The organism is Metabacillus crassostreae (assembly GCF_016908395.1).
In the GTDB taxonomy this organism is placed as follows: domain Bacteria; phylum Bacillota; class Bacilli; order Bacillales; family Bacillaceae; genus Metabacillus; species Metabacillus crassostreae.
The window spans coordinates 219,027-239,114 of record NZ_JAFBDU010000006.1 but is presented as its reverse complement, the minus strand read 5'-3'; the positions used below and the strand labels follow the sequence as shown (position 1 = coordinate 239,114).

The following is a 20,088-nucleotide window of genomic DNA, read 5'->3' as shown; positions in this document are numbered from 1 at the left end:
AGTCCATTTCAACATCTTTCACCTAATGAAATGTTATCTAAGAAAAGTGATGTTATCGACGAACTCAATCGCCAATAATGTTTAGCTTTTCTCAACCGATTTCCGTCTTTCTTCTATTATCTATGTTTATCACATTCCTATTAAAGGTAAAGGATAAATAAATGATTAGAAAGGAGTTTGATGATGGCTACTGTAACTGCAGGATTTCAAGTTCTACCAAATGGCAAGGATATGAATACAGATGGTGTTATTCCTCAAATGGTCGACGTCATTAAAGCATCAGGATTAAAATACCACGTTGGACCAATGGAAACTGTAGTAGAAGGTAATTTTGATGACATTATGTTACTGATTAAAACGACACAACAGGTTGGAATTGAGATGGGGGCCACAGAGGTTTTAACCAATATCAAACTGCATTACAAACCAGATGGAGTCTCGATAAATAATAAACTAACACATCTATCATAATTGTTGATAGAGTAGGAGTATTTTATGGAAGAAAGCATAAGAACATTACTATCAAATATGCTACTTACAAAGATTGCGATTGCATTAGTTGGAATAACCATTATCGTGATTATCTTCAGAGTTCTACAAAAAAGTGTGAGTAAATATGTGAAGGATTATGATAATCGATATAAAACAAGAAAGTTAATTAATATCATTGGATATGTTGTCGCTTTAATTTTTATCGCAATTGTTTATAGTGACCAACTCGGCGGAATAACTGTTGTTCTTGGTGTGGCCAGTGCTGGTATCGCTTTCGCTCTTCAAGAGGTAATTATCAGTATCGCAGGTTGGATATCCATTTTAGTCGGAAACATTTTCAAAACAGGTGACAGAGTGAAGATGGGTGGTATTAAAGGCGATGTTATTGACCTTGGTGTTTTAAGAACAACGATAATGGAAGTTAATGAATGGGTTGATGGTGATTTATATAATGGACGGATTGTAAGAGTAGCAAATAGCTTTGTCTTTAAAGAACCTGTTTACAATTACTCAAATGATTTCCCATTTTTATGGGATGAGATTAAAATACCGATTAAATATGGTAGTGATTATCAAGAAGCAAAGAAGATCTTCTCAAACATAGGTCAAGAAGTTACTGGTGATTATGCTATCAAAGCTAGACAGGATTGGGAAGAAATGTTGAAAAAATTCCTTATTGAAGACGCTAGCACACAATCAATGGTAACAATAGCAGCAAATGACAATTGGGTTGAATATACACTTCGTTATGTAGCAGAATATCGTTCACGAAGAACAACAAAGGATCTACTATACACAAGAATTCTTGAAGAAATAGATAATAGTCCAAATAATATTGAATTTGCTTCAGCCACATTTGACTTAGTAGGAGCTCCTACTGTTGATGTTAATTTAAAATAAAGGAGAGATTATAATGAGTTGGACAAAATCAGATTATCCAGAATCGATGAAGAATTTATCTACTGAAACAAGAAACAAAGCAATTGAAATTGCAAATGCACTACTAGATGATAATTATGAAGAAGGACGTGCTATTTCAATTGCCATATCTCAGGCAGAAAAAATGAACACTTCTAATGAAGAGCTTCCATACCACATCGTTCCTCATAATGATGAGTGGGCAATCAAAAGAGAAAATGCAACACGCGCAACTGAAGTATTTTCAACAAAAGAAAAAGCATTGGATAAGGCGCGTGATCTTGTTAAAAACAAAAATGTCCAATTAACCATCCACCGCCAAGACGGAACAATAGAAAAAGTTCAATATGCAAATTAGAAAAAAAGAATATCAATGCCTAATAGCGGTATTCCTTCGTGGAAGCCGCTATTTTTTACCAATATTATCGAGTTTTCTCAATATGAATACCACTGATAAAATTTTTTTATAAAAGGTAGCGCAAAATTGTTGACACCGTTTTATAATAAATGATATTATTAAAAATTTGATAAAATTTCATAATCGTGTTATGATGGTAATACATTACACGGAGGTGGATTATTTGTTTAAAATTGGTGATCATATTATGTACCCTATGCATGGAGCAGGAATCATTGAAGGAATTGAAGATAAAGAGATCCAAGGAGAAACTCAGCAATATTTCGTTATCAAAATTCCAATGAACAACATGCAGGTACTCATCCCTTTAAAGAAAATCAAAAATTCACACATACGGTCTGTTGCAGATGATCAAGCAACAAAAAACATTTTAGATATTTTCCACAATGGTGAATCTGATTCATCACTAACTTGGAAACAAAGATATAAAATTAACTCCGATAAAATGAAAACAGGTAAGTTTCAGGAAAGCGCTGAAGTTGTTCGTGACTTAATGCGAATCCAAAATGCCAAAGCCCTAAATTCAAGTGAAAAACAAATGCTAGACAATGCAAAGAAAATGCTAGTAAGTGAATTAGGCATCATAAGAGGCATTTCTGAAGTTCAAGCAAGTAACTTGCTGAAAGATCCAGTAGCAGCGGCTGCTATTTAATTCAAAGTTAGTTTTCCTCAACTTTGTTAGTTCTTAATTCTCCGCTTATAGTTGCAGTACTTTTCCTCACCATGTTTTACCCAATGAATTAGATTTTCCTTTTTTATAGTGTTTTTACATTTTTATAGATGAATATTTGGCCTCTATGGACTTTTATTAGTTTGTAGGGGTTGTTTTTGTGAGCTAAGGTTCAACTCTTCACTCTTTAATATATGTAGAATTTGAACCTTCATATATTTGATAACAGTATATATTATAGCTGGATTTAAAGGGATAAAAACTATCATCTCTTTCTTGACCAATTAACACTATAAAATTAAAATGAAAGTATTGATTTTATTAAAGTTCACTCCATTTCTTTTTCGGGGCATTAGCTCAGCTGGGAGAGCGCTACGCTGGCAGCGTAGAGGTCAGAAAATATATTCCTAAAGCTTGAGGCTATAGGCTTTTACCCGATTTTATGCTCAGTAGTCTATTGTATACTAATTTCATGAAGATATTGACCTTCTTACATACTTTTAAGGAGGTCTTTTTATGTTAATTGAAATGAGTTTTAAGGAACTAATTGCAGAAAAGAAGTTTCAAGGGTTAACCGAAAACAGTTTAAACTCTTATGAGAATTTATTTAATGTGTTAAGAAGTTGGTTCATACAAGAGGGAATTGAACATACACAAGATTTATCAGCTGCATCTATAAAATCATTTCTTAGATCATGTCTGGAGAAAGGTAATAAGCCAAAAACCATTAACTCCAAGTTAAAATTAATAAGAGCATGGTCTAGGTGGATGCTAGAAGAAGAGATCATTGATAAGGACATATGTAAAGGAATTAAACTAATTCGCGAAGACGATTCTCCCAAGATTGTAAGAGAAGAAGATATTCATATTGCTCTTAGACACCTAAGAAGAAAAAAAAGAAGAGAAGATAGTTTCTACTCTATCAGAAACTATACCATCATGATAAGTTTAATTGGAACTGGTTTAAGAATAAATGAACTTGTAAGCCTCAATTGGAATGATATTGACTTTAAAGATCATTTAATCATTATTAGAAAAAGCAAAGGGAGGAAACAAGGTTCAGTACCTCTGTCTGATACGTTATCTAAAGAATTAATTAGTTGGAAAGCTTATGTTGAAAATAAATATAGCGATATTCCTAATCCAGTATTTATTAACCAGAAAGGTCACCGCTTAACTAAAAATGGTGTACAACTCTTTATAAAACGATTGAAAAAGGACTTAGGAATCGAAGGTGATTTTTCACCCCACGCTATGAGAAACGTTTTTATTAAAAGATTATTAATGAACAAAGCAAATTTAAGAGAAATTCAATTACTGGCTAGGCATTCTAAAATCGATGTTACCAGACAGTATATAGGCTATTTCCAACACGAACTAAAAGAAGTCCTTGATGAGCATGATCCATTACGTGGACTAATATAATTATTAAAAGGTACTGCCTCCTTAAGCAATACCTTTTTTCGTACCTTTTTGATGCTCTATAACCAGCACTTCTCGATTCCGCTTACGTTCAAAACATCTCTTCTGTATTTGTTCGGCCGTAAAACTGTAGATATGGTGAAGCTTCATCAGATAGTTGAAATTCGGTTTGCTCCTCCTCAACAATTTCTTGATGCTCCTGTTCTGGTTGTTGCTCTAAACTAGAGGAAGACTTATCCTTAAATGAGGGAGGTTTATAATACATTAAAATGTATTACTAAAAATAAACTAGTTTAAAATCCTTAATCTAATAGTAGGGTAAAAAGTTTACATTTTTGTTTTAGTATTAACTTCAACAATAAGTGTTGTTGAATAGGTAGTCTCACTAAGTTAATAGCTAGCTGCTCGACTTCAAACATAAAAAATTCCAGAGCAAAATTTACAACTGGTTAACAACGTTAATCTATCTTAACATTCCGAGATTGTTATTTAGAATTAACAATATAAAACTATATAGGAGAGTCCTAAAATGAAAAAGAAAGTGAACTATTTAATCTTATTATTAACAACCATCTTTATAGTTGGTTGTTCCAACGCAGAAGATGTATCTACTTTGAATGAAGGAAATGAAGAAGTAACTACAGTCAATACAAGTGAAAATAGCGAAAAAGAAGCTGCTACCAATGAAGATATTACTAATACGGTTGTTGAAGAAGAACTAGTAGAAGAGGAAACACCAACCCAATCAAAAAATGAAATGTTCTCAGGTTACAAACTTATAGAGGTTGATGGTGGTGATTTGTCTGGATATCGTGAACCTAACGTTGCCGTTAACATTGGTTATGGGGATCGTGAATATTGGGCATTTACTAATGAATACGGGCAACTAGTACGTGTCATTGCTGACGAAATTATTCTACAAGATGACATTAACGAACCTGTATTAACGTCTGGCAGATACTATTCTGATGAGGCAAAAGTTACTGGTGTCGAAAGTGAAGTATTAGATGAAGGACATATCATTGCTGATTCTCTCGGAGGGGTATCAAATGCTTATAATATTACCCCACAAGACAGTACTCTCAACCGACATGGTGATCAAGCTTATATGGAAAAAGCGATTCGTAGCGCAGGTGGAGCTACGAATTTTGAAGCAATTATCACTTACCCGAATACAGATACGCAGATTCCTTCAAGTTATCAATATACCTATACTTTAATGGGTGACGTGATTGTCGATACATTTGACAATGTGAACCCAGATGAAGTAAACGAATCACTCGGTTTAACAGATAGTGAGCCTTCTGATTCAACTAGTTCAGACAAAAATTCAACCAGTCCAAATACAAACGGTGATATTTCTAGTGTTGATAGTAACGGTAACGGACAGGTAACGATTAAAGAAGCAAAAGCAGCAGGTTTTAAAATGCCAATAACTAGTAATCACTGGCTCTATAAATATATGGACGATCGAGATGGTGATGGACTAGTAGGAGAGTAAACATTTGCTACGTAGTAAAATGAAACTGTTAAAAAATTACGGAGACGATTACTTTATTAATAATCGTCTCTTCTCCTTATTCACATATGACTAAATACTGCGCAGTAATTATTTCCATAAATCAGAAAAATATAAACAACAATTCGTTATCTTTTGATATGATTTAGTTAGAAGATATGTGATATTATGAAGCTCTTCACTTAAGCTAACCGTAATAATGTCATGAATAATTATTATTTGGGGTTAGACTAATAGTAGCTTAACCCCAGTATTTTTAATTAGTTTCGAGTAAAAGTAAATGTTTCTTTATATTCTCTACCTTCTGTTACTGTACCATCTTTTAGAGTAACGGGTTTACCATGCCAACTAATTACCACTTCAAGTTCATTAGCCTTTACGTATATAGGCATATTTGCAAAACTAACATCCATGCCTTGTTCAAAAATCCCTTTTTGTTCATCTTCAAGACTTAATCCGAACTTTGTTTCAGAATTTGGTTCATCTCTATAAGTTTCAAACTCAACATTGTGTACGTCTTTTCCAATATTAGTTATCTTCAAGCTATACATTTCAAAATTCTCACCCTTTTTAGGTCTACTCATTTTAGAATGATATTTTACTTCACCTAATTCAACTTTCCATTGGTCTGATTTTTGTGATACAGGAACTTCAAATATTCTGGTTGACTCGGCATTTACAATTGATATAGTTCCAATAGTAATAAAAAACACAACCAATAAAGTTATAATTTTTCTTAACATTGATATACCTACTTCCATTAATATTTTATTAATTCTGTGGATTATTGTACCCTAATTTATTTTTAGTATCCTCTTACCTTTTCTTCAACTAATGGATGCTGTAGTTTAACAAGAACATTATACTAAAGAAAAAAAAGCTTGAGGTTTGTCAGTAATTCCCTCAAGCTTTCTGTATGCTTTTTGTCTGTTATTCACCTTGTTGTTTACGTTACGAAATTGTTTGTTCTTTGTATTGTGGTTTTAGATTTTCTCCATTTTATCGGAACTACTTATTTTTAACCTCATTTATTCCTTAATGATATTTCAAACTCTTTTTCAACACATTTTATAACATCTCTAGGATTTAGTCCCTTATCTTTTAACTTTTGAATTAAAACAACCCATTTAGGCTCAATATGATAAGTTTTCTCATCGAAACCCAATAAATACATGGGAGACACTTTATAAAAATCAGAAATACTAATCAAGTGATAATATTTTAGAGATTTAAAGTTACCTTCCTCTATTCTTCGTAAATTAAAGTAACCTAATTCATTTTGTACCTCCATTAAAGTTAATCCTTTACTCACTCTAATTTCTTTTAATCTTTTTCCTACATTCACAATATCATCTCCTTATTCTCATTTAACGACAAAAACTCTTATGTAAACAAAAAGCCCTAAGACTATTTGAACATAAGAGTTTTAAATTAAAGTTAATAAATTGTAAATATAATGTTTAATTGGAAAATTAATACACTTAATAAGTTTTCTTTGTTTCTTTTCTCATCTTCACATGTACGTTTTCTTAATTAAAATATGGTAATTGCCTTTGTTACTGTATCAATTATAGCAATACTATTAGTTTCAACAACATCTTCATCCTCTACCTTTACTTTTAAGGCTTTATTCTTGATTTTACTTTCATTATGATACCACTACTCTCAAACAAAAGATTCTCACTAAGAAATAAATGTAATAAACAGAGTTACTTTTTACTAGATAAACTTAATATTAAATCTCCAACTCTCTTTAACTGCTCCATATCGAATATTTCATCAAATTCTAATTTCTTTTTTCCATATTGTATATGAAGCCCTCTTTCAAGTAGACCATCTTTAAACCAAGATACATTTATTATTGTTTGGTAGCGGAACTTCTCCATATGATTTAAGTCTTTTGTTAAGAACAAAACTCTCTTGTTTGTAACAACTAAGTAACCTTTTATTTCTCTCTTACTTGACTTATCAAATTCACAACAAAGGAAAGTGAGTCCTTTCTCTTTAGGCTCAAACACCCTGTCGATTAATGAAATAAAGAATTGCTTATTTCTTTTCACTTCTTTAAATTCATACTGAGTATATCCCAAGTTTTCAGTGTCTACTATTTGATCTAAAATAGATAAAACTTCCTGTTTTTCTTTAGCTTCTTTCTCTTGTCTAATTTTTTCATTTTCTGCTTTTTGTTCAGATTGTTTCTTTTTTAAAGCTTCTACTTTCTTGACATTCTCTTCCTTCTTTAATGCCTTTACCTCTTCATTTAACTTTCTATAGGATTCAACTTTCAGAGTGACTTGTTCTGAGTCCAATTTTTTTGAGATAAGTTTTACAAATACATCTTCTACTTTGTAACAAACTGACCTATACAATCCCATGCCATATCCCCTCCTATGCAACCATTTTCTTCGCAACATAAAAACGTCTTGCTAACCACCCAAGTATAGCTACACCTATCACACCAGTTGTTGTAGCAGTATCTTCTTTCTTCTCAATTTCATACTCCTTGTAGCCTTTTTCATAATAATGTTTATAGATTACCTCAGACTTAATATAAGTTTTAGGGATACTGTATTTTTCTCCACTCACACCAATTTTATATCCAGCATCTTGTATCTTCTTAATTTCTTTGTTCGAATTAAAACCTTTCTTATACCAATTTACATATTTCTCATTCTCAAAATCTGGTGCTTTATACTCTAGTGTTGAAAATGCACTTTCGTACCCTTCTTGCATGTATTTATTTTGTAATTCAGTTTGCCCCTTTTCAAAACCTGCGTTATAAGCTTCAAAATAAATTTCTTTCACATCTTTTGGCTCTTCAAGTTTATCTTCAAGCCCATTCTTATACCCTATTTCTTCATATTCTTTCTTTTTACCTTCATCTCTTGTAGCAACCGCTTTACTGAAACCTTCTTCAAATGACTTCTTTAGTTGTTCATTTTTCTGGTAGTTCTCTGGTACTTCAAGTTTATCTTGTTTTCTCCCTAAAGTTTGTCCTGCTTCAATTGCATTACTCTTTTCAGTTTCAAACTTTTTCAATCCCTCTGCATATCCTTTTTGATAACCTGTTGTATAACCATCTACATATGCATCTGAACCATCTACTTCTGTAATTTGTTCATCACCATTCGATCCATCATTAACCCCAGCTGTATAACCGTCTTTTTCACCATTAACTACATCTTTCTCTGCTTGCACTTTGGCTAATTGTGCATCACTTCCATTAATATTCGAAGTATCATATCCACTTGGAGCTTCACATGGTATTCCATCATCAACAACATTTCCCCACCCATCTAACTTCTCTGGATCGTTTGTTTTGCTATACCCTTTAGAGTTCCAATAATCTACTACCTCTTCATATGTACTAAAATCAGAACAATCCTTATCCAAAGACTGATTTGATGTAGTTGAACTCGATGATGAACTCTCACCTGATGAAGAATCTCCACCCCCATTGTGTGAGTGATAGCCCGAACATAAACCTTTTGCTTGTGACTTTTCACTACAGTTATGACCACCAGAACTATCAGTTCTACCAGAATGAGCATAAACTGAACTTCCAAATACAATAGAAAAAATTAAAGTAATAATTGCTATTTTTTGCGTCACTTAAATACTCCCTTCATTTAATTAAATATTTAACATTCTAAAGCATAGTACTCTATTAAACTTACAGAAATATCAATTAGATTACAATATATTTACAAATTTATTTCAATGGATTTTTATCACAACAAAGGGGAACATATGCGAATTTTTAAAAGGGAGGTAACTGTATTGGAAAAAACTTTATCAAAATAAGTTATTGTTGTAGTTAAATACAAAGCTTTACAGATGCTTAATATACTCAAAAATAACTCGATAAAAGCAAATTTAATTGTCCTAATAAGGAAGTTTTTTAAGGCAGGCAAACGATGTGAGGCTGTAGTTAGAAACTTCAACGAAATCAGTTTATTAATACTTAAAGCACAAAAAAGAGACAAGAATTAATCTTGTCCTCAATTTATTAAGATATTTAATATAGTATTTTAGTTCTTCATATAATAGATCTCAATAAGTATCCCTTTTTATTTCATATCCCTTATACTTTTCTTCTACTTTCTTAACCAATTCAAAAGGCTTTAATTTCAACGCTTCCGCTAATAAAAATATTGTTGTGATTGTCGGTTGTCTTATATCTCTTTCTAACATGCTAATAAAAGTTCTATCTAAACCAGTTCTACCAGATATCTCTTCTTGAGAAATATTTAATTCTTTTCTAAGTTCTTTCAAGGTAGCACCTATCATAATGGTCTTTATTTCTTCCAAGGGAATAATCTCCTTTTATGACCATTAGATTATTTTACGCTCGCAATATACACGTACTATAGTCTACAAAAATCACAAAAAGTGTTAAAATTATTAATATATTCATATTTACTAATCTAAACTACAAGGGAGATCGAAAAAAAATGCCGACTTATAACGTCTATTACCAATTTAATAGCTACATTAAAACTGAAGCTAAATCAATCACTGATGCATATGAGAAAGTAAAATGGTTAAAAAATGATGAAATTATCAAAGAATTTGAGAAGAATAATGGATCTCGAAAAGTTGTTTTTGAAGCATTTGAGGAGTCAGAAGATACAATTTTAAGATGTCCTAATTGCTTTAGTCGATTAGTTTACCTTGATGCTGTACGTCAGGTAAGTGTACATCTATCATTAGACGGAAAATTACCAATTAGTTCACCTATTTCAACTAAACACGATTTTGATGAAATAGACATTGAATTGCATAATACTTTACAATGCATCAACAATCTATGTGACTTTGTACATGATTATAATTTCTTTTTTAGAAATAGGTAACAATCTTTATGTTTTAAGATTTACTATAAAACATACATACAATTAAAGGTATTTTGGGGGCAATGAAACATTGAAAAAATTAAGTGTTTATTTGATTTTAATATGTATCCTTTTAACAGGATGCAACTCAGAAAAAAAGTACGAAAAAGCGTTATCACTCCTAGATCAAGAAAATTGGCAAGAAGCCAATATAATTTTTAATGACTTATCTTCTGATTATGAAGATGTTTCTATTTTAAAGAACTACGCTCAAGCGAAATTACTAGTTCAAGAAAATCAAGACACAGAAGTACTTAAAAACTTTTACACTGATGCTTTAGAATACTTAGAAGATATCCCGAATGATTATAATGGAAAATATAAAGAAGAAATAAACGAATTTAGTAAATTAGTCACTGAAGAGCAAATAACCTATGAACAAAAGATAAACGAAAAGAAAATCACTGAATTAAAAGGATTAGTTAGAAACGAAATGTTTACAGAGGCGTTAACTAAGTTAAATGAAATAAGCCATAATGATGTTGACACACTAAGAAATTTTATTCTTGCTAGAATAGAATGGGACAAGACATTAGAAGCTCCTGCTACAGATGTAACTAACTGGAATAATTATCTACTATATATGAGCAAGATCGATTCTGATTATAATGGAGAATTATCAATAGAAATCAATCAGTTAGTTGAAAAATTACATGGATCGTGGAATGAATTATCAGCAAATATAGATCGTGTTAATGAAATAAATGACTATTACATAGCTAATCCTGAACCAATAATTGGGATGACTTCAGATGAAGTGAGAAAATCATCATGGGGTGATCCTAAGAAAATAAATAAAACAACTTCCGAATATGGAATTAGTGAACAGTGGATTTATTACGGAGACAGATATATATATCTTGAAGATAGTGTTGTAACAACTATTAAAGAATGATAATTATATTTTTTAGGTCTTTCAAAATAAAGTAATGCCATAATTATCTAAATCTAAAGAGGCTATTACAAAACTAGGGAGGCAAGAAATTAATCTTGACTCTTTTTTTGCTAATCACTCTAATAGTTACTTTAATAGACAAAATGCACCCTACCCTACCTCCCAAAGCTTGTGTAGGTTACTTTACTTAACTCTTACATTAACGTAATTATACAAATTTTATCAATCTTTTATACTTTCCACTTTACTAAATTGTTAGCACCATAAAGATTGATCTAAATTAAAAAAACAGTACACAGTAGATATATTACTTAATAGAAAACTGTGTACCGTTTTCCTTTAGACTAAAAATTCAATAAACTATTTTTTACATTGGAAGTAATAACTTGCTTCTAGGCAAATTTTTTCAATAGATTTTATTGTATGTATTAAATTAAATATAAAACCTCAAATTACTTAACAAGAATTAACTAAACTTCTATTGAATCTTTAAAGTATTCTGGAACTCTCTTTGATCTAGTATCATAGGAAAACTGCGGCAAATTTACGGCTTTCTTTATGGCCAAAAAATGGCACATCTCATCATCTAAGCCTTCAGCTCCAAGAAAATCTGCATTTTCCCAAAGATAAAGGTTAGTGTCACTAGTATCTTTACAAAACTCACCTGTTTCAATGTCTAAAACAAAAAGATCTCCCTCAATTGTTAAAATATGTAACTTGTTATTATTAATTTTTAAACTTACAATAAAATCGCTCCTAATTTTGTTTGCCCATATGAGTTTATCTTTATTCCCATAGCCAATAACAATATGATCATTTTCAATATCAATTAACGTAGGAGGCTTATCTCTCTTTGATAAGAAGTTATAGTAAAAATAAAAATAGTTTATAAGAAGGTTATCTTTTATATATGGTGAAGCAGTTATCCAACCATTAAAATTATCAATTTTAGCGTTAGTAAATTTACAGTATTTTAATGATGCATTTTTAAAGTTTGCATTATTAACTACAACACCTTCCAAATTTGCATGGTCAAATATAGAGTTTGTTAGGTTTGCAAAATTAATACTAGATTCACTAATATCAACTCCAGAAAGGTTTAAATTGCTCAATGCGTTTTTATCAATCATAACTAACAACATTGCAGCATTACTTCCGAGAAATCCATATTTCTCTTTTTGTTTATCCCTTGTATATAGTATTAGTGATAACAACACATCCAATGCCTTTTCTTTACAAATCATATTTAACATCAAATCTAGGACTGCTTGAGTTAAAATTTTACTACCAAATCCTTTAAGAAGATTATCAAAACTTTCTGTTTTAAAGTCTAATAACTGAATAACTTTCCCCTCTCGTTTGTCTTCCCGAATATTATAAGAGTTAGTATAATATTCAGACCATGTATAATGCTTTGGAGTATTCTCTGTGTCTAAATTCATAGCCTCCTTAGCAGGAGACAAATAATCATTCCCAAGTAATCCTAACTCTGCTACAAATTTATATGCAACAAAAAATTCTAATAAAGACTTATGGGCAGGAGTATAGTCACCGTCACTATTTCTTATTAGTAATGTTTGACCCATCATATCATAATGCCAATGATCTAAATCTTTTTGCTCTTGAACAAACTTACCAAACAACACTCTTAATCTATCTGGAAAATGTCTATAGTTTAAGCTCATTTGATCAGTTGATATCATTTCCCAAGATAGTTCACAAAGAAAATAAAGTTTGTCAGCAAGAGAAGTAAAAGTTCTCTCCTCCCTTATATCTCTGTTCATTTTCCTCACAACTGCATAAAAATAAACTCGAGATAAATCTATTGCCCTTCCCAATTCTATATCGGGTATTGCATCCATTACAAAATCAGTCATTACAGGTCTAGAAACTAAATCTAAAAGCTCGCTATTATTGATGATCTTTTCAACCGTATCTTTATCAGTTTTTTGATTTAAAACCTGTCTAATTTGCTCCTTATTAAACTTCTCTAGCTGTAAAACCTCAAATTGTGGAGGTTCTCCAGTAAGTGTTGACGTAGAAGCATGTAATTCAGCGTTCAATAAACTTCGCCCTTCCATTGCATGTGGAAAGTGTTCAGTTCGACAAGTTAATATAACCTTTGAACCCGGAACTGCAGCTTTTGCTAATTCCCAAAAGTTATTAATCATTTTTTGTCTATCGACTTGAGCAGCCATTTCATCAAATCCATCAAATATTAATAATAACTTACCCATTTTATTAAGTACTTCAAAAGCTTCATAATGAGGTAATGGAATTTGATGTTTCCTAAAGAAAAATTCTGAAAATAAGGATTCTACACTTACCGCTTTAGCATAGTCTCTTAATGAGATTACTAATGGGATTCTCGGTCTTTCAGTCCCTTTTTCCTTAGCATCTTGGTATTGTTTTAATGCTTCGCCAGCATAGTGAAGTGAGAACCATGTTTTACCTGTACCAAATTCACCGAGAATTGACATATGTTTTTTATCTGGGTCATCTAACCATCTATCTATGTACCCTTCTATCCAACCATTAGTTTCATCGTAGCGACTTTCACCTATTTTCTCCTTACTTCTCGAATCAAATTCCTCTTTGATACATGCCAAAGGTATATAATTTTGATCTATACCTTTGCCTTTTATTTCGTTATTTAGCCATTCTAAATAACCAGAAAAATCAGCATGCTCATCTATTAACTCATCAAATGTATAACACAAGATTTTTCGATATTCTGGTTCTTTCACTCTATCTCTTGCAACCTGACTAACTCTACGTGAAGTTATTATCCAACCTTCATCAACAGCCATAATACTCTCTTTAATATCTTTAATATGACTAAACTCTATTTCTCCAGTAATTCCCCGAACTAATATACGATCATAGCCACGTCTAGCTGGAATATTAATTATCCATTCAAAATAGTCCTCGTTAGACTTCTCATACTTTTCAATCCTGTATCCCACTGCATCAAACCAAGTCCTTAATTGATTCGACAAGTAATCAAGCCTAGTTCCAAATGGTAAAGTTTCATGAGCAGACTTTTGTAATCTTCTAACTTTTTCTTCGAGTCTACTTATCTCTTCTTTGGATAGGTTTTCTTGGCGAATTTCAGCTGTCATTTCTCTATGTTGTCTAACTAACCACTTCATAACATCCTCAGCAACTTGATTTCCTAGCAAGATGGAATTTTCAAAGAAACTATTAGTAACCCCCTTACTGAAATTATAGACTTCTTTCTTTAAGAACATCTCTAATTCTGGGTCACGAACCGCATGTTCATCTCTTACATAAACAAAACAAGGTTTATTTAACGTTCTAGCCAATTTAAATTCTTCCATATTATCCAAACTAAATAACTTCCCAAACAAACCAATATATATATCTGATGTTTCTATTTCTCTTTTGATTGTTTTTTCTTTACTTGTAGGGCTAGAAAACGCATGTCTATTACAAATTAGTACATCTATTCCCCTATCTTTAAGTGCTTTAGCTAAGATATCCGATGTATCTCTAAATTCAGTTGGACTTGATCCTATATACACTCTAATCTTCTCACTAGTTGTAGTTAAACTAAACTTTGTATTATTTGTTTGAATTGAATTGATTTCTTCCAATATTTTATCCGTATCCAGTTTGCTAACTTTTTCCAATATTTCATCTACCGTTAAATGAATATTTTTTAAAACTAAAACATTCTGTACTTCTTTAGGTGTCAGAGTTCTAGCGACAATAGCATTAAACACAGTGGAAAAGGCAATTAATTCTCTTCTTGGATCGATGTCCATATCTCTATATTTTTTACCCATTTCATGCCAATCTAAGATCTCTTCACTTTCTTTATGGAAATAAGGTGAATCATTATCAGAGAATGACTTTTTGAATATATCTTTAATGTGTTGGTCCCGAAAGAAATTTAATATTATATCGGATTTATCTACACCATACTCAACTAAAGTATATGCATATACACCATCAAAATCTGAAGGTGGGTGTGTTGGACTTAACTTAAATTTTTTAAGAAGTTGAATTACCTTCTCATTTCTTTCCATTTTGTTTTTTAATATAGGAGATGATAATTTTGCTATACCAGCAGCTATTGCTCCTAAATCATACATACTAATTCCTCCTGCTATCAATAAAAATTGTTCATTATTTTTTTCAAACTTCACCTTTTAATTAAGTTACCTTCTGCATTATTAAACCCCTATCATTTTACTTCCTGGGTTTTAATGTAATTCATTACAACTTAGAGGGAAATTACTTAGAACAAGAACAACACACTTTATCAAAAGAATTTATCATGGGAGCTAAATACAAAGTCTTAAAATTGCTTACATAGATTAATGATTAAGAGTGACTCTGTCTATACCAAAGATTTAATACAAGTGCTTTGATTGATTTTATAAGATTTCTAGAAGAAAATGATGTGAAACTGTAGATTGGATAATAGATTTTGACAAAATACAATGACATTATGAGAAGCAATAAACAGTAGACACTTGATATATTAATTTATAGCAAACTGTGTACTGTTTTTTAATTCACAAGTTGAAAAATTTTTTATATATTATTGCTTGAATAGATTCTCCTTATGCCATTTCATATAATCCCTTTGGTCACTTTTCATACTTATTTTCATACTCTCATTTATGTTTAAAAAGATCATAGATTGATAATCTAAACTTTTAGAAATTAGAATATCTCCATCATCATTAAAACTTATATACCCCTTGTCAAATAAAGAATCGTGGTTAGGACAAAGAAGTAACCCATTGTTTTCATCAAGTCTTTCTTGATTGTTTGATACACTCCATTTTTTTATGTGGCTTGCAATTAAGAATCTTTCATCTTCCACACCACATAGCCTACAATTCCCATTAGTTTTTAGCAATTTATTCTTAAAGATTGACTGACCAATCCTAGACTTAATAATTTGTTCTCTTTCAGTCTCATCAATATCTCTAGGTATGTCCTCAACCTTTGATATAAACTCTTCAACCACTTTTCTATCTATATTAAGTAATTGATCTAATACTTCACTATTTTGAACTTCAATTAATGAAAATAAATACTCTGCTAGTTGTGGGGTCACCTTAAATAAATAACCAGTATTTCCACGCCCAATCTTATTAAAGGGAGCGTATCTTTCACCTTGTAAGTCCAATACCTCATCCATATAATCTTTATAGGCTATAGGTACTTTTAGATCATAATAATCGCCAAAAACCATCCAACCTTCTTTTTCCCAAGACTCTATATTATCCAAATCAGCTGGCTTCTCATGTACGATAGAGTCTTCTTTTGCCACAATAACAGAAAGCATTTCTGTATTATAGCTGTTAAAAATAATGTCTCCTTTTTTAACGTTCTCCATTTCCGACCAATGAGAGACTCTCTGACCTTTTTGATTTTTCTGCGGGGCCCAAAGATAACCACCTGTTCTTTCTTCTTTATAGCTTTTATTTTGAAATACAAAAAAATAATTCATTTCCCTAGTCCCCACGAACATTCAAATTAACAAACTATTAAAGCTTGCTTTTTTAACCTATACAGGTAAATAATACCACAACTATATTAAGCATAAAGAATAAAATGTATAAACAAAGCCTTACGCATGAATGAATTTTCCTATCCAAATCATTATTCACTTTCTTTTCAGATATAAAGAAAGAGCCAAGAATTTTAATCTTGTCTCTCTCTTGTGTTATTTTACTCTAATAGTTACTTTAATAGACAAAATGCACCCTACCCTGCCATGCCAAGCTTGTGTAGGTTACTTTTACTCAAGTCAAATTATACAAATTTTAACACATTTTATCAATCTTTTATACTTTCCACTTTACTAAATTGTTAGCACCAGCACCATAAAGATTGATCTAAATTAAAAAAAACAGTACACAGTCGGTATATTAATATTATTATATAGAAAACTGTGTACTGTTTTTTATCATACTTCTAATATGTTTGAATACCAAACTTCAACAATCTCTTAGGCAGAATATCATCTAAGTTTTGTATATCTTCATCATTTATTTCTATCAAGTTGAATCCATACTTTTCATATATACTCAATTTCTTTTTCTTTCTTTCATTATATCTAGCATCATTCTCTAATCCCCAAAACTCTATATAGACCTTACCTACAGGCAAATAAAAATCACAATATACATCTTCTTCAATTGGAAGTTTCCTCTCATACGCATGTACAATTTCAGACATATAGAGCCAGTTATCAATTAGCATTTCTGCTCTAGAACGTACATAGTGACCATCAGCAGACCTATGTTTTGCTTCAAACTTTTCTCGAAATCCTACTTCTGCTTTTGAGCCATTTTGATCACCCGCTACTTCAGTAGTTGATTCTCCCTGTATTTCTTTAAATGAGCTAATTATACTCTTTTTAGTTAATATACTTCTGTCCCAACAAACATATGGAATGCCTGTTTTATCATACTCGAACTGCTTACCACCCATTAATTTACCGAGCGATGTAACTGTCCATCCTTTTACACTTTTTTGAACCAAACCTAGTTCAGATAGTATAGGATTTATTCTAAACTTCGATATCCCGAAGGGTTTTCCTAGCGCAGTTGAGGTAATTAGATTACTATCACTCACTAATGATGAAAAGATTGAGTCATTTTTCATTTCTTCATTCCATGCTATGTAACTACCATATTTTGCGTGTGATTTAACTATTCCACCTTTAGCTTTACCTTTTTCTGTTAGTACCCAATTAGTTTCTTCTCTACTAACTAACTCATTTTCTGATAATAGTTTAAAAACCTCTTTTGAAGAGATATTTAATTCTTTTGAAAGTGCTGTTGTTGATAAATACTTAATGGTCATTACTACTACTCCCTATAAAAAATATTAGCATATGTACCTATTATATTACCTTTGATATACTAGGAAAATAATACCACACAATTAAAGATAGTTGTTATGGAAATCTCAGGAATTACAGCAAGAAGTGAAGTCATTACAATTTAATGGAGGAAAAAATGAATACTAAGGAAAGAAAATCATTATCGAATATTATTGCAGGTTTTTATTTAATTTCTACTCTAGCGATATATTGGTTTGGGCTGAAAAGCACTAATATTTACATACTTTTTGCTATTTTAATAACTGTTCCAATAATTGAAAGACTTGTTTTCATAGCTTTACCAAAGAAAAATACATCAAAGTCACATAGTAAGAATAAACAAAAGCTTAGTTCTGCTAAACAAAGAAACATGTTACGATCTGATAACGTAATTATCAAATCTAAGTTAGAAGACCTTTCTTGGAGAGAATTTGAACGTCTTTGTTATCTTTACTTCAAATCAAAGGGTTTTAAAGCTAGTGAAACAACAGAGGGTGCTGATGGTGGGGTAGATCTCGTAGTATATAACAAACATCACAAAGCAAATGAAGCAATACAGATAAAGCATTATATTGCTTCTGGCAATAGAATCACCGTTAAAGAAATTAGAGAATTAAATTCAGCCAAGCGTAATCATAATTGTCCATTAGCGATGTTTATCACTACAAGTAGTTTTACTAAAGACGCACTATTACAAGCTGATAAATGGCAAATAGAATGTAAAGACATTCATTGGGTAAATAGCAACATTGTAAAATGGCAAGAGCAACAAATGAAAACTAAAACTTACAGTTAATGCAATAATTTAAACATAGCATACTGGTGTATCTTGATAAATTACAATACAAAGAGAGAGACAAGAACTTAATCTTGCCTCTCTCTTTATTAACCACTCTAATGGTTACTTTAATTGATAAAAAAGTAACTCACCCTTACCGCCTAAAGTTTGTGTGAGTTACTTCCACTAGTACCATCATATACTAATGATTAAGACAATTATACGACGCTTTTACACATTTTAGCAATCAATTGTCTTTCTAGATACCACGATTGATGAAGAACATTCCCTTTATTTCTTGTACTGAGCAATAAATTGACCTGTTGTTTTGTTATCGTACTTTTATCGTACTTAGTTAACATAAACACCACAAATAAAAAAGACACGATATGAGATAAAAGGACAAGATAGTAAAATTTCAGTTTTCAGAAGAATGAGATGGAGATTTTTCAATTCATAGTGAAGAGCTTCAGCTACATTATGATATTAATTGCTGTTTATCTTAGGCAAATATATATTTTCTCTTAGAAATGCTAGATCTTTGTGGATTAAAATTGCAATTTCGATGTATCTATTGTTAGCTTCTAATTCATATTCTGGAAAGTCAGCTGCTTGTTCATTAAACTCTTTTAGTTCATAAAAAAGTTTGTATAACTTCTCATCACCATAGATTATGTTATTTTCTAAGGTTTCCATAAACCTATTCTTCTCCTCGTCGCTCAAATCTTGAAAACCATGTTCCCCATAATTTTTGTGAAAACTAGAATTTATCAAATCGGCGGGTTGATATAATTCTTTTATCCTTTCCTTTGTTATTTCAAATCTTTTTTCTTCTTTTTTGTCATCTTGTGTTGATTTAATGGTTGCTCTTACTCCATAGAGAGTTAATGCACCTGAAATCAGACCACCAATAATTGCTCCCCAAAAGGAACCTAATGTACTAATCCAAGTTTTTTTATCACCCGCAACAGGCAATGGCATATGGATAAAATACATCAGAATATTAATTAACACTGGTACTGTAAGAGATATTATCAGTGCTGAAGAGATAATTCTTTTTAAGTATTTATCCATTTTACGCTCCTTAAAATTACTTATTTCGACAAAAAGAAAAAATATCTTTCTTCAATGGTTATCTTAATTAATATATAACAATTTAGGTATCAAGAACCATAAATATCTATACATATATAAATACAATATATCAGAT

General features: G+C 31.2%; 19 protein-coding genes and 1 tRNA gene. 10 read left to right on the top strand and 10 right to left on the bottom strand.

Going from position 1 to position 20,088, the window contains the following annotated elements; genetic code table 11:
* The first annotated feature begins 183 nt into the window (after positions 1-183).
* From JOC75_RS17650 to JOC75_RS17625, 6 genes are all read left to right on the top strand, one after another.
* Positions 184-471 carry a thiamine-binding protein gene (locus tag JOC75_RS17650; RefSeq protein WP_204955310.1) on the top strand — a complete coding sequence of 96 codons (288 nt, stop codon included), beginning with the start codon at positions 184-186 and terminating at the stop codon, positions 469-471.
* Positions 472-495: 24 nt separating this feature from the next.
* Complete coding sequence (locus JOC75_RS17645; protein ID WP_204955309.1) at positions 496-1,392, top strand: mechanosensitive ion channel family protein; 897 nt, start codon at positions 496-498, stop codon at positions 1,390-1,392.
* A gap of 13 nt (positions 1,393-1,405) precedes the next feature.
* Positions 1,406-1,768 carry a DUF2188 domain-containing protein gene (locus tag JOC75_RS17640; RefSeq protein WP_204955308.1) on the top strand — a complete coding sequence of 121 codons (363 nt, stop codon included), beginning with the start codon at positions 1,406-1,408 and terminating at the stop codon, positions 1,766-1,768.
* A gap of 193 nt (positions 1,769-1,961) precedes the next feature.
* A complete protein-coding gene (locus tag JOC75_RS17635) occupies positions 1,962-2,480 on the top strand; it encodes a CarD family transcriptional regulator (protein ID WP_420828040.1) in 519 nt (172 codons plus the stop codon).
* A gap of 364 nt (positions 2,481-2,844) precedes the next feature.
* Positions 2,845-2,947, top strand: a tRNA-Ala gene (locus tag JOC75_RS17630).
* Positions 2,948-3,014: 67 nt separating this feature from the next.
* A complete protein-coding gene (locus JOC75_RS17625; RefSeq protein WP_204955307.1) occupies positions 3,015-3,923 on the top strand; it encodes a tyrosine-type recombinase/integrase in 909 nt (302 codons plus the stop codon).
* Between the two features lie 88 nt (positions 3,924-4,011).
* Here the strand turns inward: JOC75_RS17625 and JOC75_RS17620 are convergent, their stop codons facing one another.
* Complete coding sequence (locus tag JOC75_RS17620) at positions 4,012-4,185, bottom strand: hypothetical protein (RefSeq protein ID WP_204955306.1); 174 nt, start codon at positions 4,183-4,185, stop codon at positions 4,012-4,014.
* 264 nt (positions 4,186-4,449) lie between these two features.
* Here JOC75_RS17620 and JOC75_RS17615 point away from each other — a divergent pair, with 264 nt between their 5' ends.
* Complete coding sequence (locus tag JOC75_RS17615; protein WP_204955304.1) at positions 4,450-5,421, top strand: DNA/RNA non-specific endonuclease; 972 nt, start codon at positions 4,450-4,452, stop codon at positions 5,419-5,421.
* A gap of 278 nt (positions 5,422-5,699) precedes the next feature.
* On the opposite strand, the gene JOC75_RS17610 is transcribed toward JOC75_RS17615, so the two are convergent.
* The 5 genes from JOC75_RS17610 to JOC75_RS17590 all read right to left on the bottom strand — a co-directional run bounded on the left by JOC75_RS17610 (position 5,700) and on the right by JOC75_RS17590 (position 9,750).
* Positions 5,700-6,182, bottom strand: a complete 483-nt coding sequence (locus JOC75_RS17610; RefSeq protein ID WP_204955303.1) for a hypothetical protein — start codon at positions 6,180-6,182, stop codon at positions 5,700-5,702.
* A gap of 281 nt (positions 6,183-6,463) precedes the next feature.
* Positions 6,464-6,784 (bottom strand): helix-turn-helix domain-containing protein, encoded by a 321-nt coding sequence (locus JOC75_RS17605; protein ID WP_204955302.1) that lies wholly within the window; start codon positions 6,782-6,784, stop codon positions 6,464-6,466.
* Between the two features lie 364 nt (positions 6,785-7,148).
* Positions 7,149-7,808, bottom strand: coding sequence for a PH domain-containing protein (locus tag JOC75_RS17600; RefSeq protein ID WP_204955300.1), 660 nt, complete (start codon positions 7,806-7,808; stop codon positions 7,149-7,151).
* A gap of 19 nt (positions 7,809-7,827) precedes the next feature.
* On the bottom strand, positions 7,828-9,051 hold the full coding sequence (locus JOC75_RS17595) for a YHYH domain-containing protein (RefSeq protein ID WP_204955299.1): 1,224 nt from the start codon (positions 9,049-9,051) through the stop codon (positions 7,828-7,830).
* Between the two features lie 441 nt (positions 9,052-9,492).
* Positions 9,493-9,750: a helix-turn-helix domain-containing protein gene (locus tag JOC75_RS17590; protein WP_338036605.1), complete on the bottom strand. Its 258-nt coding sequence runs from the start codon at positions 9,748-9,750 to the stop codon at positions 9,493-9,495.
* A gap of 143 nt (positions 9,751-9,893) precedes the next feature.
* Between JOC75_RS17590 and JOC75_RS17585 the strand changes: the two genes are divergently transcribed.
* Both JOC75_RS17585 and JOC75_RS17580 read left to right on the top strand, forming a co-directional pair.
* Positions 9,894-10,295, top strand: a complete 402-nt coding sequence (locus JOC75_RS17585) for a hypothetical protein (RefSeq protein ID WP_204955298.1) — start codon at positions 9,894-9,896, stop codon at positions 10,293-10,295.
* Between the two features lie 70 nt (positions 10,296-10,365).
* A complete protein-coding gene (locus JOC75_RS17580) occupies positions 10,366-11,229 on the top strand; it encodes a hypothetical protein (protein ID WP_204955297.1) in 864 nt (287 codons plus the stop codon).
* Positions 11,230-11,699: 470 nt separating this feature from the next.
* Here JOC75_RS17580 and JOC75_RS17575 read toward each other — a convergent pair whose 3' ends face one another.
* The 3 genes from JOC75_RS17575 to JOC75_RS17565 form a co-directional block, all read right to left on the bottom strand.
* The gene (locus tag JOC75_RS17575) at positions 11,700-15,347 is read right to left on the bottom strand and encodes an NACHT domain-containing protein (RefSeq protein WP_204955296.1); all 3,648 of its coding nucleotides are present in this window, start codon (positions 15,345-15,347) and stop codon (positions 11,700-11,702) included.
* Positions 15,348-15,799: 452 nt separating this feature from the next.
* Positions 15,800-16,720, bottom strand: coding sequence for an HNH endonuclease (locus JOC75_RS17570; RefSeq protein ID WP_204955295.1), 921 nt, complete (start codon positions 16,718-16,720; stop codon positions 15,800-15,802).
* Between the two features lie 467 nt (positions 16,721-17,187).
* Positions 17,188-18,081 (bottom strand): glycerol kinase, encoded by an 894-nt coding sequence (locus JOC75_RS17565; protein WP_204955294.1) that lies wholly within the window; start codon positions 18,079-18,081, stop codon positions 17,188-17,190.
* Positions 18,082-18,236: 155 nt separating this feature from the next.
* Here JOC75_RS17565 and JOC75_RS17560 point away from each other — a divergent pair, with 155 nt between their 5' ends.
* Positions 18,237-18,896, top strand: coding sequence for a restriction endonuclease (locus tag JOC75_RS17560; RefSeq protein ID WP_204955293.1), 660 nt, complete (start codon positions 18,237-18,239; stop codon positions 18,894-18,896).
* A 468-nt stretch (positions 18,897-19,364) separates the two neighbouring features.
* Here the strand turns inward: JOC75_RS17560 and JOC75_RS17555 are convergent, their stop codons facing one another.
* The gene (locus JOC75_RS17555; RefSeq protein WP_204955292.1) at positions 19,365-19,952 is read right to left on the bottom strand and encodes a hypothetical protein; all 588 of its coding nucleotides are present in this window, start codon (positions 19,950-19,952) and stop codon (positions 19,365-19,367) included.
* Positions 19,953-20,088 lie beyond the last annotated feature (136 nt).